This is a genomic window from Streptomyces sp. NPDC048419 (assembly GCF_043200415.1).
In the GTDB taxonomy this organism is placed as follows: domain Bacteria; phylum Actinomycetota; class Actinomycetes; order Streptomycetales; family Streptomycetaceae; genus Streptomyces.
Genome location: NZ_JBICXT010000011.1, coordinates 87,617 through 103,167, shown reverse-complemented (window position 1 = coordinate 103,167; position 15,551 = coordinate 87,617). Strand labels below are relative to the sequence as shown.

Below are 15,551 nucleotides of genomic sequence, written 5' to 3'. Positions count from 1 at the left end.
TCGCCATACGGTCATGACAGGCAGGGGTGGCGTGCCCGGCGGGCCGCCGAGGGAGCCGGCGCCGGTCCGTCAGCCCTTGACCGCCGCGGCGATCGCGTCGGCGAGCGGGGTGGTCGGGCGGCCGGCCAGCCGGGACAGGTCACCGGTGGAGACCACCAGTTCGCCCTTCTCGATGGAGGCGTCCACGCCCGCGAGGATCGCGGCGAACGGGCCGGGCAGCCCGGCGCCGGTCAGGATGCCGGCGTAGGTCTCGACCGGGACGGGGTTGTAGGCGATCTCCTTGCCGGTCTGCCGGCTCAGCTCGGCCGCGTACTCGGCGAAGCCCCAGGCCTCGTCGCCGCCCAGCTCGTACGTCTTGTTCTCGTGGCCCTCGCCGGTCAGGACCGCGACCGCGGCGGCCGCGTAATCGGCGCGCGAGGCGGAGGAGATGCGGCCCTCGCCGGCGGCCTGGACGACGGCGCCGTGCTCCAGGACCGGGGCCAGGTTCTCGGTGTAGTTCTCGTGGTACCAGCCGTTGCGCAGCAGCGCGTAGGGCACGCCGGAGGCGAGGAGGGCCTCCTCCGTGCCGCGGTGGTCGTCGGCGAGCGCGGCCGTCAGGCTGCCCGGGGCGCTGGTGTAGGCGAGCAGTGCGACACCGGCGGCCTTCGCGGCCTCGATGACCACCTTGTGCTGGCCGACGCGGCCCTTGTCGAACTCGTTGCCGGAGACGAGCAGCACCTTGTCCCCGGCGGAGAAGACGCTGCCGAAGGTCTCGGGGCTGTTGTAGTCGGCGACCGCGAGCTTCACCCCGCGCCGGGCGAGGTCGGCGGCCTTGGCCTCGTCCCGTACGACCGCCGTGATCTGTTCGGCCGGGACCTTCTCCAGCAGCTGTTCCACGACGTGACGGCCGAGGTGTCCGGTGGCGCCGGTGACGACGATGCTCATGATGCAGAACTCCTTGTGGGGTGCGAATGACACTTACCCTAGGAGATGCGCTAACTATTGGAAAGTACCAACTTTGAAGTAAGGTACTGGCATGGCAGTAAGTAGAACCGAGGCAGTCGTCGAGGCGATGTGCCCCTATCGGCTCGTCCTGGAACACGTCACCAGCCGCTGGGGCGTCCTGGTCCTGATCGAACTCCTCGACCGCCCCTACCGCTTCAGCGAACTGCGCCGGGCCATCAGCGGCTACGGCCGTGACGTCAGCGAGAAGATGCTCACCCAGACCCTGCAGACCCTGGAGCGCGACGGACTGGTGCACCGCGACGCCAAGCCCGTGATCCCGCCCAGGGTCGACTACTCCCTGACCGACCTCGGCCGGGAGGCGGCGGAGCAGGTGCGGGGGCTGGCGCTGTGGACCGAGAAGCGGATGGGCGCGGTGCAGGACGCGCGGGAGGCGTACGACACCCGCCGGGGTGCCGCCGCCTCCTCCTGATCCCGTTCCGTCAGCCGGCGACGGTCCAGGTGTCGCCGCCGGCGAGGAGGGCGGCGAGGTCGCCCTTGCCGTGCTGTTCGACGGCGGTGTCGAGCTGGTCGGCCATCTGCGTGTCGTAGACGGGCCGGTCGACGGAGCGCAGGACGCCGATCGGAGTGTGGTGCAGGGTGTCGGGGTCGGCCAGCCGGGACAGCGCGAAGGCGGTGGTCGGGGATGCGGCGTGGGCGTCGTGGACCACGATGTCGGCCTCGTTGTGCGGCGTCACGGTGACGACCTTCAGGTCGCCGGTCGCCGGATCGCGGACCACGCCGCGGGCGCCGTCGGCGCCGAAGCGGATCGGGGCCCCGTGTTCGAGGCGGATCACGGCCTCCTCGGCCTGCTGGTTGTCCTTGAGGGCCTCGAAGGCGCCGTCGTTGAAGATGTTGCAGTTCTGGTAGATCTCGACCAGGGCGGTGCCGGGGTGGGCGGCGGCCTGGCGCAGGACCGAGGTGAGGTGCTTGCGGTTGGAGTCGATGGTGCGGGCGACGAAGGAGGCCTCCGCGCCGATCGCCAGGGAGACCGGGTTGAAGGGCGCGTCCAGGGAGCCCATCGGCGTCGACTTGGTGATCTTGCCGACCTCGGAGGTGGGCGAGTACTGGCCCTTGGTCAGGCCGTAGATCCGGTTGTTGAACAGCAGGATCTTGAGGTTGACGTTGCGGCGCAGGGCGTGGATGAGGTGGTTGCCGCCGATGGACAGCGCGTCCCCGTCGCCCGTGACCACCCACACGCTCAGGTCGCGGCGCGAGGTCGCAAGTCCCGTGGCGATGGCCGGGGCGCGGCCGTGGATGGAGTGCATGCCGTAGGTGTTCATGTAGTACGGGAAGCGGGAGGAGCAGCCGATGCCGGAGACGAAGACGACGTTCTCCCTGGCCAGGCCCAGTTCCGGCATGAAGCCCTGGACGGCGGCCAGGATCGCGTAGTCACCGCAGCCCGGGCACCAGCGCACTTCCTGGTCGGACTTGAAGTCCTTCATGGACTGGCGGGCCTCGGCCTTGGGGACGAGAGAAAGCGCCTCGATCGTGCCCGTGCCTTCCGTGGACGTCTCAGCCATCGATGGCCTCCTTGAGAGCCGTGGCGAGCTGTTCGGCCTTGAACGGCATTCCGTTGACCTGGTTGTAGGAGTGGGCGTCCACCAGGTACTTCGCCCGGATCAGGGTGGCGAGCTGGCCGAGGTTCATCTCGGGGATCACCACCTTGTCGTAGCGCCCCAGGACGTCACCCAGGTTGCGCGGGAAGGGGTTGAGGTGGCGCAGGTGGGCCTGCGCGATGGACCGGCCGGCCGCGCGCAGCCGCCGCACCGCCGCCGTGATCGGCCCATACGTCGAGCCCCAGCCGAGCACCAGGGTGCGGGCCTCGTGCGGGTCGTCGACGGCCAGGTCCGGCACGTCGATGCCGTCGATCTTGGCCTGGCGGGTGCGGACCATGAAGTCGTGGTTGGCCGGGTCGTAGGAGATGTTGCCGGAGCCGTCCTGCTTCTCGATGCCGCCGATGCGGTGCTCCAGGCCCGGTGTGCCCGGGATCGCCCAGGGGCGGGCCAGGGTGTGCGGGTCGCGCTTGTAGGGCCAGAAGACCGCGCTGCCGTCGGCCAGGGTGTGGTTCGGGCCCTGCGCGAACTGCACGCTCAGATCCGGGAGTTCGTCGAGTTCGGGGATGCGCCAGGGCTCCGAGCCGTTGGCCAGGTAGCCGTCCGAGAGCAGCATCACCGGGGTGCGGTAGGCCAGCGCGATCCGGGCCGCCTCCAGCGCCGCCTGGAAACAGTCGGCCGGCGTCATCGGCGCGATGACCGGGACCGGGGCCTCGCCGTTGCGGCCGAACATGGCCTGCAGCAGGTCGGCCTGCTCGGTCTTGGTCGGCAATCCGGTGGAGGGCCCGCCGCGCTGGATGTCGATGACCAGCAGCGGCAGCTCCAGCGAGACCGCCAGACCGATGGTCTCGCTCTTGAGGGCCACGCCGGGCCCGGAGGTGGTGGTCACCCCCAGCGCGCCGCCGAACGCCGCGCCCAGCGCCGCGCCGATCCCGGCGATCTCGTCCTCGGCCTGGAAGGTGCGCACCCCGAAGTTCTTGTGCTTGCTCAGCTCGTGCAGGATGTCGGAGGCCGGCGTGATCGGGTACGAGCCCAGAAACAGCGGCAGGTCCGCCTGCCGGGAGGCGGCGATCAGACCGTAGGCCAGCGCCAGGTTCCCGGAGATGTTGCGGTAGGTGCCCGCCGGGAACGCGGTCGTGGCGGGCGCGATCTCGTAGGAGACCGCGAAGTCCTCCGTCGTCTCCCCGAAGTTCCAGCCCGCCCGGAACGCCGCCAGGTTCGCCTCGGCGATCTCCGGCTTCTTCGCGAACTTGGTGCGCAGGAACTTCTCCGTGCCCTCGGTGGGCCGGTGATACATCCACGACAGCAGGCCGAGGGCGAACATGTTCTTGCTGCGCTCGGCCTCCTTGCGGGACAGGTCGAACTCCTTCAGCGCCTGCACCGTCAGCGTCGTCAGCGGCACCGGATGCAGGCTGTAGCCGTCCAGCGAGCCGTCCTCCAGCGGAGAGGCGCTGTAGCCGACCTTCTGCATCGCCCGCTTGGTGAACTCGTCCGTGTTCACGATGATCTCCGCGCCGCGCGGCAGATCGGCCAGGTTCGCCCGCAGCGCCGCCGGGTTCATCGCCACCAGCACGTTCGGCGCATCACCCGGGGTGAGGATGTCGTGATCGGCGAAGTGCAGCTGGAACGACGAGACACCCGGCAGGGTCCCGGCAGGGGCCCGGATCTCGGCCGGGAAGTTGGGAAGGGTGGACAGGTCGTTTCCGAAGGACGCCGTCTCCGAGGTGAAGCGGTCACCGGTGAGCTGCATCCCGTCACCGGAGTCACCCGCGAACCGGATGATCACCCGGTCCAGCCTGCGTACGTCCTTTGTCCCGACCGGCTCGCGCTGCTCTCCGACGACGGTTCCGTCTGCCTGCTCCGCTGTCCTGCTGACCTGGCTGGTCACTGAACTGGACCTCCCTCGAGGCGACTGTCCGGGACCGGCCTTCCCGCAGGCCCTCCCAGGATCAACCCTACGTCGCTTAGGGTCGCCTTCCCGTGGCCATTCGCATGATGGACACGAATCCGAGACGCCGTGACACCCAGACTTGTCATGATTTCCCGCCCCCCGGCGCTGCCCTTGAAGACGCTCCCCGCATTTGTTCGGTTCTAGGGCTGGCCGTGATCCGGACGGACGGCCGAGCGACGGACGAACGGCCGTCTTCTGACCCAGTGTCAGCCCGTCATGAGTTCAGATAGGTGAGTACCGCGAGAACACGCCGGTGATCCCCGTCACTCTGGGAGAGCCCTAGCTTCAGGAAGATGTTGCTCACGTGCTTCTCGACGGCGCCGTCGCTGACCACGAGCTGGCGCGCGATGGCCGAATTGGTCCGCCCCTCGGCCATCAGCCCCAGGACCTCCCGCTCCCGGGGCGTCAGCCCCGCCAGCACGTCCTGCTTACGGCTGCGGCCGAGCAGCTGCGCGACCACCTCCGGGTCCAGTGCCGTGCCTCCCCGGGCCACCCGCACCACCGCGTCCACGAACTCCCGGACCTCGGCCACGCGGTCCTTCAGCAGATAGCCGACGCCATGGCTCGAACCGGCCAGCAGTTCGGTGGCGTAGCGCTCCTCCACGTACTGCGACAGCACCAGCACGCCGAGCCCCGGATGCGCCTTGCGCAGCTGCACCGCGGCCCGCACGCCCTCGTCCGTGTGTGTCGGCGGCATCCGCACGTCCGCGACCACGACGTCCGGCAGTTCGCCCTGCCCGTCCAGCTCGGTGATGGTCTTGATCAGCGCGTCCCCGTCACCCACTCCGGCGACGACGTCGTGCCCGCGGTCCGTCAGCAGCCGGGTCAGCCCCTCCCTGAGCAGAACTGAATCCTCGGCGATGACCACCCGCACCCTGTCCTCCACGATGTCCGGTCCCCCCAGCCCGATTCCGTATGCCAGTAGTCCAGCATTCCAGCATTCGGACCGGACTGCGCCGGAGGAGCGGGAATCAGCGGGAAAGTGTGCAGCGCAGGGCGTCTTTCAGCCCGCGAAAACCGGTCGGGGCAGCCCCCGTCCTCACGCGAGCGACCGCTCCCCGCGCCAAGGCAGCTCCGCCGTGACCCGGGTCGGTCCGCCGGCCGGCGAATCCACCACGAGGATCCCGTCGACGGCGTCGAGGCGCTCCGCGAGTCCGGCCAGCCCCGAACCGCCGGAGGCGTTCGCGCCGCCCACCCCGTTGTCCATGACCTGCACCATCAGCCGGTCCTCCACCCGCCACACGTCCACGGCCGCCCAGGTGGCCCGCGCGTGCTTGCTGATGTTCTGCAGCAGCTCCGACACCGTGAAGTACGCGATCCCCTCGATCGCCGGCGCCGGCCGCTCGGCGAGGTCCACCTCCACCTGCACCGGCACGGTGCACCGCGAGGAGACCGCGGACAGGGCGGCGTCGAGACCGCGGTCGGTCAGCACGGCCGGGTGGATGCCCCGCGCGAGGTCCCGCAGCTCCTGGAGCGCCGTCTTCACCTCGCCGTGCGCCTCGTCGACCATCCGCGCCGCCGCCTGCGGATCCTCCGTCAGCTTCTCCTTCGCCAGACCCAGATCCATGGCGAGCGCCACCAGCCGGGCCTGCGCCCCGTCGTGCAGGTCCCGCTCGATCCGCCGCAGGTCCGCGGCCGCCGTGTCCACCACGACACCGCGGTCCGACTCCAGCTCCACCACGCGCGCCGACAGCTGCGACGGGCCGAGCAGCCCGTGCACCATCAGCCGGTCCACGGTGGTCAGCGCCCGCACGATCCACGGCGTGGCCAGCGTGAAGATCAGTCCCACCAGCGCGGTGACGGTGATCTCGAAGGGGTTGTCGAGGTAGATGCTGTGGGTCGAGTCGCCGTAGAGCTGGAGTCCGTCCTGGCCGCCGTACATGGGGAAGAGCCAGAACCACAGGGGATACGTCAGCAGGGCCCAGCCGTAGGCCCAGAAGTTCACCGCGACGACGAACGAGAACACCGACCACGGGAACTGGAGCAGCGCGTACAGCAGCGACCGCCAGGACGTGCCGCTCTTCAGCACCGCCCCCATCCAGGCCATCACGCCGGACTTCTTCATCCGCAGCGGCTCGGGGTCGCCCACCTCGAGGCCCAGCAGCGCGCGCGCCCGGGTCCGCTCCAGCGCCGCGATGCCCCGGCAGCCCGCCAGCCCCGCCGCCAGCACCGGGACGCCGAGGAACGTCACCAGCAGACCGGCACCGAGCGAGACCATCGTGACGGCGTAGACGAACAGCGCGATGCCGATCGGCAGGCTCAGCAGCACATACGCGAACTCGCGCCAGCTGCGCGCCTCGAACGGCGCCCGCAGTCCGGCGGGCAGCCGCCGCCGCTCGCCGCGGCCGAACCCGTCGTCGTAACCGTGCCCGTAGCCCTGTCCGTACTGCGTGGCCATCGGCGTCGTCCGTTCTACTCGTCCTGCCCATCCCTGCGGCTGTCCCGCCCTACCTCCACGGTCCTCCGCCGCAGGTCCGCGATCCATGGAGTACGTCGGCGTCTTGGAAGGGGGGTTTTCCCTACCCCTGGCCCTCGGCGCGGTCGCGCCACGGCAGCTCCGCCGTGACGACGGTCGGCCCGCCTGGCGGCGAGTCGATGACGAACAGCCCGTCGACGGCGCCCAGCCGGTCGGCGAGCCCCTTCATCCCGGTGCCGGCGTCGAGGCTCGCGCCTCCGCGGCCGTCGTCCTCCACCTGGATCAGCAGCCGGTCCGCCGCCCGCCACACCTCGACCGATGCGGTCTTCGCCGCGCTGTGCTTGCTGACGTTCTGCAGCAGCTCGGAGACGGTGAAGTAGGCGATGCCCTCGATGGCCGCGGCGGGCCGTGCGGCGAGGTCGACCGTCACCTTCACGGGCACGGTGCAGCGCGAGGCGACCGCGGACAGGGCGGCGTCGAGACCGCGGTCGGTCAGTACGGCCGGATGGATGCCCCGGGCCAGGTCCCGCAGTTCCTGGAGCGCGAGCTTCACCTCGCCGTGCGCCTCCGCGACCATCTCCGCCGCCGAGTCGGGGTCCTCCAGGAGCTTCTCCTTGGCCAGGCCGAGCCCCATCGCCAGATTGACCAGGCGGGCCTGCGCCCCGTCGTGCAGATCGCGCTCGATCCGCCGCAGGTCGGCGTTGGCCGTGTCGACCACGACCCCGCGGTCCGACTCCAGCTCCGCGATCCGCCGCTCCAGTTCGTCGGAGGGCGACAGCAGCCCGCGCACCATCGCCCGGTCGGCGTTGGTGAGCAGGCGCGCGGTGAACGGCAGCACCGGCCACAGCACGAACAGCGAGGTCAGCGTGATGGCGAAGGTGAAGACGCCCCAGGGCAGCCGGATGAAGTCGTACAGCACCGTCCGCCAGCCCACCGGGTCCTTCAGCTGCATCCACATCCGGGGGAGGAAGCCGGATCCGCGTCCGGGCAGCGGGCTCGGCTCGTCGATGTGCAGCCCGAGCAGCCTCCTGGCCCGTCCCCGCTCCATCCGGCCCAGCACCCGGGAGCCCGCCAGGCCTGCCGCGAGGAGCGGGAGGCCGATGACGGTCACGGTGAGCCCGACGCCGGTGAACAGCACCGTCACGACGTAGACGAAGCCGAGCAGTGCCACGGGGAAGTTCGCCAGGAGGTGCGCGATCTCCTTCCAGGTCTGCCGGTCGTAGGCGAAACGGGGCGGCGGCAGACGGTCGCCGTCACCTTCCGGAGTCCCCATCGGGCGCGAGAGTCGTTCGGTCATATGGGCTAGCGTGCCGCGCGCCGGGCGCCGGCGCCATGAGGTCGGCAGGCGTCGTTCCCTGGGGAAAACCCCACCCCGGCATCCGGCCCGGCATCTCAAGCGCATCTCAAGGCGTGACGGGCTGCTTACCGTCCCTTTATCAGGGCCTAGACTCCCGTGCGTACAGATCGTCGGACAGCAGTGTTCATCAGGGCCGCAGGTCAGGGGCGGGCCGAGTCAGGGAGCGAGGGGACGGACGTGCGGGAACCGACCGTCGTCGCGGCGGACTACTTCCAGTCGTACTCCGTCGTCGGACTGCTCGCCCTCGTCGGCGTGCTCTTCGTCGCGGTCGCCTTCGGGGCCGGCCGCCTGCTGCGGCCCGTGGTGCCCACTCCCGAGAAGCTTCTGACGTACGAGTGCGGAGTCGACCCGGTAGGCGAGGGCTGGGCCCACACCCAGGTCCGCTACTACGTCTACGCCTTCCTGTACGTCATCTTCGCCGTCGACTCGATCTTCCTGTTCCCGTGGGCGACGGTCTTCGCCGCGCCCGGCTACGGCGCGACGACGCTCGTCGAGATGTTCATCTTCCTCGGCTTCCTGACCGTGGGCCTGCTGTACGCATACAAGAAGGGCGTTCTGGCATGGACGTGACGACGCCAGACACCGACGGGCAGCCGGCGGAGCCCGTTCTGCTGCCGGAGCCGAAGAGGCTGGGCGCGCTGGCCCGCCTCGCGCCGGAGCCGATGAAGGTGGTCCTGAACTGGGGCCGCCGCTACTCCCTGTGGGTCTTCAACTTCGGCCTCGCCTGCTGCGCGATCGAGTTCATCGCCGCCTCGATGGCCCGCCACGACTTCATCCGGCTCGGCGTCATCCCGTTCGCGCCCGGGCCGCGCCAGGCCGACCTGATGGTGGTGTCGGGCACGGTCACGGACAAGATGGCCCCCGCCGTGAAGCGCCTGTACGAGCAGATGCCGGAACCCAAGTACGTCATCTCCTTCGGCGCGTGCAGCAACTGCGGCGGCCCCTACTGGGACTCCTACTCCGTCACCAAGGGCGTCGACCAGATCATCCCGGTCGACGTCTACGTCCCCGGCTGCCCGCCCCGCCCCGAGGCCCTGCTGCAGGGAATCCTGAAGCTCCAGGAGAAGATCGCCCGGGAGTCGCTGGGCGAGCGGTACGGCACCTCACGCCCGTCGGCCGCGGCCCTGCAGAGCGGTCTGGTCGAGCCGCCGGCCGCCGAGCCCCCGTCCGGGGAGGGGCGATGAGCACGGTCGGCTGGCTGCCCGCCTCCGCAGCGGAACTCTTCGGTACGGACGCCACGGCCGAGGAGTCGTACGAGCTCCTGACGGTCGATGTCCCGCCGGGGTCCTGGCTCGCCGCGCTCGAGGTGGCGCGCGACCGGCTGACCTGCACCTACTTCGACTGGCTGAGCGCGGTCGACGAACCTGGCACGGGTTTCCGCGTCTCGGCCCACGTGGTGTCCCTGTCGCCGGTGCGCCGGCTGCTGGTGCGCACCACGGTCCCGCACGAGGCACCGGCGCTGCCCTCCGCGGTCGGCGTCTACGCGGGCGCCGGCTGGCACGAACGCGAGACCCACGAGATGTTCGGCGTCGTCTTCGAAGGCCACCCCGGCCTGGACCACCTCCTGCTCCCGGAGACCTTCGAAGGCCACCCCCTGCGCAAGGATTTCGTACTCGCCGCCCGCGTCGCCAAGGCCTGGCCGGGCGCCAAGGAACCGGGCGAGTCCGAGCACGGCGGCCCCAAGCGCCGCCAGATGCTCCCCCCGGGCGTCCCCGACCCCAACGAGTGGGGCCCTCTCAAGGGCCAACTCCCCCCTGCCCCGGCCCGCCAGGCCCGAGGCGCACCCCGAACGCCGGGCGAACGCCCGGCCCGGCGCGCACGGACGGCGGGGGAGGGGTCGGCCGGCCAGGGCTCTGCCGCCCAGGGCTCTGCCGGTCAGACGGCGAGCCCGGTGGCTCCGGCGGCGGGCGAGGGTGCGGGAGCGGGTGCGCCGAGGCGTTCTCGTTCGGCGGCGGAGGGGTCCGCGAGTCAGGCGGTTGCGCCGGCGGCCGGCGAGGGTGCGGGTACCGGTGCGGCGCGGCGTTCACGTTCGGCGGCGGAGGGCTCTGCCAGTCAGGCGGCGACTCCCGCGGCGGGCGGGGCTGCGGCTGCGCCGCGACCCGCGCGTGCGGCGGGGGAGGGCTCCGAGAGCCGGCCGACGGATTCGGCGTCCGGTGGCAACGCTGCGGCCGGGCCCCGACGTGCGCGTACGGCCGGGGAGGGGTCGGCGAGCCAGAGGCAGGCCGCCGAGTCCGGTGAGGCGGAGACCGCGTCCGGCGAAGACCCGTCCGCGCAGACGGCCGGCACCCCGGCACCCGAAACCCAGAACACCCGCCCCGCCCCCCGCAGTTCGGACGCCCCGTGGCACCACGCCCGCCCGGCGTTCGACGAACCGGGTGCGGAGGCGGGATCGGAAGCGGAGGCGAAGCCTGGCCCGGAGCCGGAGCCGGAGCCGGAGCCGGAGCCGGAGCCGGAGCCGGAGCCGGAGCCGGAGCGGAAGCCGGAGCCGGAGCGGAAGCCGGAGCCGGATCGGAAGCCGCAGGCGGAGCGGAAGCCGGAGGCGAAGTCGAGCGCGGCCGACGCCGGTTCGGGCGCGCCCGGGGGAGCCCCCGGCGAGGGTGAGCCCCCTTCGGAGCCGGCCTCCTCCGAGGAGGCTCCGGGCGGCAAGCCCCCCGCCGGCAAGAAGTCCCCGAACCCCGACGACCCGGCCGCGAACCCCGAAGACCCCGCAGGAGGCACGCAGTGAACGACGCCCTGGACGTCACCCTGCGTCTCCTGATCGTCTTCGTCGTCTTCCTGACCTTCCCCCTGATCGTCGGCCAGACCGAGCACAAGGTCATGGCCCACATGCAGGGCCGCCTCGGCCCGATGTACGCCGGCGGCTTCCACGGCTGGGCCCAACTCGTCGCCGACGGCGTGAAGTTCGCGCAGAAGGAGGACATCGTCCCGGCGGGCGCGGACCGCCGCGTCTTCCAGCTCGCCCCCGCCGTCGCCCTCCTGCCGTACCTGATCGTCCTCCTCGCCATCCCCATCGGCCCGGGCGAGGGCGCGGTCGGCCAGGTCCTCGACGCCGGCATCTTCTTCGTCCTCGCGGTGATGGGCGTCGGCGTCCTCGGCTCACTCATGGCCGGCTGGGCCTCCGCCAACAAGTTCTCCCTCCTCGGCGGCCTGCGCACCGCCGCGCAACTCCTCGCCTACGAACTCCCGATGCTCCTCGCCGCCGCCTCCGTGGCCATGGCGGCAGGCACCGTCTCCCTCCCCGGCATCCTCGACGCCTTCGAGTGGTGGTGGCTGCCCTGGCAGATCGTCGGCGCGGTCGTCTTCTTCGTCGCCGGACTCGCCGAGCTCCAGCGCCCGCCCTTCGACATGCCCGTCGCCGACTCGGAGATCATCTTCGGCGCGTACACCGAGTACACCGGCCTGCGCTTCGCCCTGTTCCTCCTCGCCGAGTACGCCGGGATCATCGTCCTGTGCGGCCTGACCACCGTCCTCTTCCTCGGCGGCTGGCACGGCCCCTGGGGCGCCGACGGCCTCGGCTGGGTCTGGACCCTGCTGAAGACCGCCGTGCTCGCCTTCCTCGTGATCTGGCTCCGCGTGACCTACCCCCGTCTGCGCGAGGACCAGCTCCAGAAGCTCTCCTGGACCCTCCTCGTCCCCGTCTCCCTCGCCCAGATCGCCCTCACCGGCATCGTCAAGGTGGTGATCTCCTGATGGCTGAGCCGCTGCCCTCCACGCGGTCCCGCATCCCCGGCTCCGGCCTGGCCAAGGGCCTCGCCGTCACCCTGCGCACGATGACGCGCAAGTCCGTCACCGAGCAGTACCCGGACGTCCAGCCCGAGCTGCCGCCCCGCACCCGCGGCGTCATCGGCCTGTTCGAGGAGAACTGCACGGTCTGCATGCTGTGCGCCCGCGAGTGCCCCGACTGGTGCATCTACATCGACTCCCACAAGGAGACGGTCCCGGCGGCGGCCCCGGGCGGCCGCGAACGCAGCCGCAACGTCCTGGACCGCTTCGCCATCGACTTCGCCCTGTGCATGTACTGCGGTATCTGCATCGAGGTCTGTCCTTTCGACGCCCTGTTCTGGTCCCCGGAGTTCGAGTACGCCGAGACCGACATCCACGAGCTCACCCACGAGAGCGACAAGCTCCGCGAGTGGATGTGGACGGTCCCCGCCCCGCCGGCCCTCGACCCCGGCGCGGAGGAACCGAAGGAGATCGCCGCCGCCCGCAAGACCGCCGAGAAGCTGGCGGCCGCCCAGGCGGAACCGCAGGAAGGAGAGTCGTGAGCCCCGCCGCAGCCGCCACCGCGGCCCACGCCACGACCGTCGCCGCCGACGCTCACGGCTTCCTCTCCCCGACCGGCGTGGAGATCGCCTTCCTCCTCGTCGGCCTGGTCACGTTCGGCGCGGCCCTGGTCACCGTCACCACCCGGCAGCTGGTGCACGCCGCCCTGTGGCTGGTGGTCGCCCTCGGCGGCCTCGCCGTCGAATACCTCCTGCTCACCGCCGAGTTCATCGCCTGGGTGCAGGTCCTCATCTACGTCGGCTCCGTCGTGGTCCTCCTCCTGTTCGGCCTGATGCTCACCAGGGCCCCGATCGGCCGCTCCCCGGACGCCGATTCGGGCAACCGCTGGGCCGCCCTCACCGTGGCCGTCGCCGCGGCCGCCGCCCTGGTCTGGGTCGTCGTCGACGCCTTCCGTACGACCTGGATCGACCTGGATGGCCCGGCCGCGGGCTCCACCGCCGTCACCGGAGCGAGCCTCTTCCAGAACTGGGTGCTCCCCTTCGAGGCCCTCTCCGTCCTCCTGCTCGCCGCCCTGGTCGGCGCCATCGTCCTGTCCCGCAAGGCCAAGGCGGACGCGGCGTCCGGTGCCGCGGGCACCCCGGCCGTACCGGGCAGCCGGAGCGCGAAGGAAGGTGTCCGCTGATGCACCTCGCCTATCCCGCCGTACTCTCCGCCCTCCTGTTCTGCACCGGCCTGTACGGCGTCCTCGCCCGCCGCAACGCGATCCTGGTCCTGATGTCCGTCGAGCTGATGCTCAACGCCGTCAACCTCAACCTCGTGGCCTTCGACGTCTGGCTCAGCAGGACCGCCCGCGACACGCTGCACTCCGGCCAGGCACTGACCCTGTTCACCATCGCCATCGCCGCCGCAGAGATCGGCATCGGCCTGGCGATCGTCCTCGCCGTCTACCGCAACCGCGGCACCTCCGACATCGACAAGCTCCGCGACAGCGCCGAGGGCCACGAGAGCGACGGCCCCGACGACGGCGTCCCGGCGGCGGATCAGACCGGGAAGGCTGAGGCCACCGCGTGACCACGACCACCCTCGCCGTCCTCGTCCCCCTCCTGCCGTTCCTGGGCGCCGTGACCGGTCTGCTCCTGGGGCGCACGGCCCCCGGCTTCGTCCGCCCGCTCGCCGTCCTGCCGACCCTCGCCGCCTTCGCGGCGGCCGTGCTGGTCGCCGTGCGCCAGGGCGGCGGCCAGGCCGTCGACTCGCACACCGAACTCACGCCCACCGGCTCGGTCCCGATCGAACTCGCCCTGCACATCGACGGCTTCGCCGCCCTCGTCGCCGTCCTGGTCGGCGTCGTCGCCACCTGTGTGCAGATCTACTCGACGGGCTATCTGCGCGACGACCCGCGCTACCCCTCGTACGCCGCTCTCGTCTCCCTCTTCACCTCCGCGATGCTGCTCGTCGTCTACTCCGGCGACCTGATCGTGCTGCTGGTCGGCTGGGAGATCATGGGCATCTGCTCGTACTTCCTGGTCGGCCACTACTGGGAGACACCGGAGGCCCGCGCCGCCTCCATCAAGGCCTTCCTGGTGACCAAGCTCGGTGACGTCCCCTTCCTCATCGGCCTGTTCGCCCTCGCCACCGACGCCGGCTCCTTCCGTATCACGAAGGTCCTCGGCACCGTCGCGCACGGCGGACTCGGCCACCCGACGCTGATCGCCCTGCTGCTCCTGGCCGGCGTGGCGGGCAAGTCGGCGCAGTTCCCGCTGCACACCTGGCTCCCCGACGCGATGGCGGGCCCGACGCCCGTCTCCGCGCTGATCCACGCCGCGACCATGGTCGCCGCCGGTGTCTACTTCGTCGCCCGTCTCCTCCCGGTCTTCGAGGCCTCCGCGGCCGCGATGGTGGTCATGGCCGTCATGGCCGCCGTCACGATGCTCGGCTCGGGCCTCGCCGCACTCGCCCAGGACGACATCAAGCGCGTCCTCGCCTACTCGACGATCGGCCAGCTCGGCTACATGACCGGCGCCCTCGCCGTCGGCGACCGCTCCGCCGCCGTCTTCCACCTCCTGTCCCACGGCGCCTTCAAGGCGCTGCTGTTCCTCGCGGCCGGCGTGATCATCCATGCCGCCGGCACCAACTCCCTGGCCGCCATGTCCCGCATGAGCAACCTGCGCGACCGCGTTCCCGACGCCTTCTGGACGATGACTGTGGCGCTGCTGGCGCTCGCCGCGATCCCACCCTTCAGCGGCTTCTTCTCCAAGGAGTCCGTGCTCGGCGCCGCCGAGCACGTCGCCACCGGCCACACCGAGCACGCCCCCGGCGCCGCGGGCTGGATCACCCTTGTCGCCGGCCTGATCACGGCCGCGTTCACCGCCGCGTACGCGATGCGGCTGTGGCTGCTCACCTTCCGCGGCCACGGCGCCGAGGCCCCCGACCACGGCCGCCAGCCGCTCACCATGACCGTGGTGCTGTGGGTGCTCGCCGTGCCGTCCCTCGCCTTCGGCGGGTTCGCCTACCGCTCGCTGCCCGACTGGTTCGACGGCCGCGACCTCGCCCCGACCCTCACCACCTCCGTGCTCGGCACGGGCGTGGCCCTGATCGGCGGCATCGTCACCTACGCCGCCTGGCGGCACAGCACGGCACTCGCGGCCCGCGTCCCGCTGGGTGCGGTCGCGGCCCACCCCGAGGGCGACGCCGGACTCGTCGAGGCCGAGGCCATCGCCACCCACGCGCCCGCGTACGGCGACGTCGCCTCCGCGCCCGACCCGGCGGACCCCGGGCGGCTGCTGCTCGGGCCGCTGCACCGGCACGCCGCCGTCGGCTTCCACCTGGACACCGTGTACGCGGCACTCTTCGTCCGCCCGGTCCAGGCCGGAGCGAGTCTCGTCCGGTTCCTGGACCGCGAGGTCGTCGAGACCTACGTACGCGGTGCGGGCGCCCTACCCCGCCTGCTGGGTGGCGCCGTACGGCGCGCCCAGACCGGCAATGTGCAGACCTATGTGAGCGCGCTGCTCGCCGGCACCGTCGTCCTCGCGGTCGCCGTCGTCCTCGTCGCCACGGGAGCGTGAGCAG

15 protein-coding genes are annotated in these 15,551 nt (G+C 71.4%); 9 read left to right on the top strand and 6 right to left on the bottom strand.

The window, feature by feature from the left end:
• Positions 1 to 69: 69 nt before the first annotated feature.
• Entirely contained in the window at positions 70 to 924 is an 855-nt protein-coding gene (locus ACGFYN_RS23325; protein WP_393867752.1) for an SDR family oxidoreductase, read from the bottom strand.
• Positions 925 to 1,015: 91 nt separating this feature from the next.
• On the opposite strand from ACGFYN_RS23325, the gene ACGFYN_RS23320 reads away from it, so the two are divergent.
• The gene (locus tag ACGFYN_RS23320) at positions 1,016 to 1,414 is read left to right on the top strand and encodes a winged helix-turn-helix transcriptional regulator (protein WP_393867751.1); all 399 of its coding nucleotides are present in this window, start codon (positions 1,016 to 1,018) and stop codon (positions 1,412 to 1,414) included.
• Positions 1,415 to 1,424: 10 nt separating this feature from the next.
• On the opposite strand, the gene ACGFYN_RS23315 is transcribed toward ACGFYN_RS23320, so the two are convergent.
• The 5 genes from ACGFYN_RS23315 to ACGFYN_RS23295 all read right to left on the bottom strand — a co-directional run bounded on the left by ACGFYN_RS23315 (position 1,425) and on the right by ACGFYN_RS23295 (position 8,201).
• Positions 1,425 to 2,504 carry a 2-oxoacid:ferredoxin oxidoreductase subunit beta gene (locus tag ACGFYN_RS23315; RefSeq protein WP_393867750.1) on the bottom strand — a complete coding sequence of 360 codons (1,080 nt, stop codon included), beginning with the start codon at positions 2,502 to 2,504 and terminating at the stop codon, positions 1,425 to 1,427.
• Positions 2,497 to 4,425, bottom strand: a complete 1,929-nt coding sequence (locus ACGFYN_RS23310) for a 2-oxoacid:acceptor oxidoreductase subunit alpha (protein WP_393867749.1) — start codon at positions 4,423 to 4,425, stop codon at positions 2,497 to 2,499. Before ACGFYN_RS23310 ends, ACGFYN_RS23315 begins: the two co-directional genes overlap by 8 nt.
• Before the next feature lie 277 nt (positions 4,426 to 4,702).
• Positions 4,703 to 5,362 (bottom strand): LuxR C-terminal-related transcriptional regulator, encoded by a 660-nt coding sequence (locus tag ACGFYN_RS23305; protein ID WP_393867929.1) that lies wholly within the window; start codon positions 5,360 to 5,362, stop codon positions 4,703 to 4,705.
• 165 nt (positions 5,363 to 5,527) lie between these two features.
• A complete protein-coding gene (locus tag ACGFYN_RS23300; RefSeq protein ID WP_393867748.1) occupies positions 5,528 to 6,886 on the bottom strand; it encodes a sensor histidine kinase in 1,359 nt (452 codons plus the stop codon).
• Positions 6,887 to 7,007: 121 nt separating this feature from the next.
• Positions 7,008 to 8,201 (bottom strand): sensor histidine kinase, encoded by a 1,194-nt coding sequence (locus ACGFYN_RS23295; RefSeq protein ID WP_393867747.1) that lies wholly within the window; start codon positions 8,199 to 8,201, stop codon positions 7,008 to 7,010.
• 237 nt (positions 8,202 to 8,438) lie between these two features.
• Between ACGFYN_RS23295 and ACGFYN_RS23290 the strand changes: the two genes are divergently transcribed.
• From ACGFYN_RS23290 to ACGFYN_RS23255, 8 genes are read left to right on the top strand one after another with little or no spacing between them, the layout of a single operon-like run.
• Positions 8,439 to 8,831: an NADH-quinone oxidoreductase subunit A gene (locus ACGFYN_RS23290; protein ID WP_393867746.1), complete on the top strand. Its 393-nt coding sequence runs from the start codon at positions 8,439 to 8,441 to the stop codon at positions 8,829 to 8,831.
• Positions 8,822 to 9,445 carry an NADH-quinone oxidoreductase subunit B gene (locus tag ACGFYN_RS23285; RefSeq protein WP_393867745.1) on the top strand — a complete coding sequence of 208 codons (624 nt, stop codon included), beginning with the start codon at positions 8,822 to 8,824 and terminating at the stop codon, positions 9,443 to 9,445. Before ACGFYN_RS23290 ends, ACGFYN_RS23285 begins: the two co-directional genes overlap by 10 nt.
• Complete coding sequence (locus ACGFYN_RS23280; protein WP_393867744.1) at positions 9,442 to 10,986, top strand: NADH-quinone oxidoreductase subunit C; 1,545 nt, start codon at positions 9,442 to 9,444, stop codon at positions 10,984 to 10,986. Before ACGFYN_RS23285 ends, ACGFYN_RS23280 begins: the two co-directional genes overlap by 4 nt.
• On the top strand, positions 10,983 to 11,951 hold the full coding sequence (locus ACGFYN_RS23275; RefSeq protein ID WP_393867743.1) for an NADH-quinone oxidoreductase subunit H: 969 nt from the start codon (positions 10,983 to 10,985) through the stop codon (positions 11,949 to 11,951). The genes ACGFYN_RS23280 and ACGFYN_RS23275 overlap by 4 nt, the downstream gene beginning before the upstream one ends.
• The gene (locus tag ACGFYN_RS23270) at positions 11,951 to 12,526 is read left to right on the top strand and encodes a NuoI/complex I 23 kDa subunit family protein (protein ID WP_393867742.1); all 576 of its coding nucleotides are present in this window, start codon (positions 11,951 to 11,953) and stop codon (positions 12,524 to 12,526) included. Before ACGFYN_RS23275 ends, ACGFYN_RS23270 begins: the two co-directional genes overlap by 1 nt.
• Entirely contained in the window at positions 12,523 to 13,167 is a 645-nt protein-coding gene (locus ACGFYN_RS23265) for an NADH-quinone oxidoreductase subunit J (RefSeq protein ID WP_393867741.1), read from the top strand. Before ACGFYN_RS23270 ends, ACGFYN_RS23265 begins: the two co-directional genes overlap by 4 nt.
• Positions 13,167 to 13,556, top strand: a complete 390-nt coding sequence (nuoK, locus tag ACGFYN_RS23260; protein WP_393867740.1) for an NADH-quinone oxidoreductase subunit NuoK — start codon at positions 13,167 to 13,169, stop codon at positions 13,554 to 13,556. The genes ACGFYN_RS23265 and nuoK overlap by 1 nt, the downstream gene beginning before the upstream one ends.
• A complete protein-coding gene (locus ACGFYN_RS23255; RefSeq protein WP_393867739.1) occupies positions 13,553 to 15,547 on the top strand; it encodes an NADH-quinone oxidoreductase subunit L in 1,995 nt (664 codons plus the stop codon). The genes nuoK and ACGFYN_RS23255 overlap by 4 nt, the downstream gene beginning before the upstream one ends.
• Positions 15,548 to 15,551: the final 4 nt, after the last annotated feature.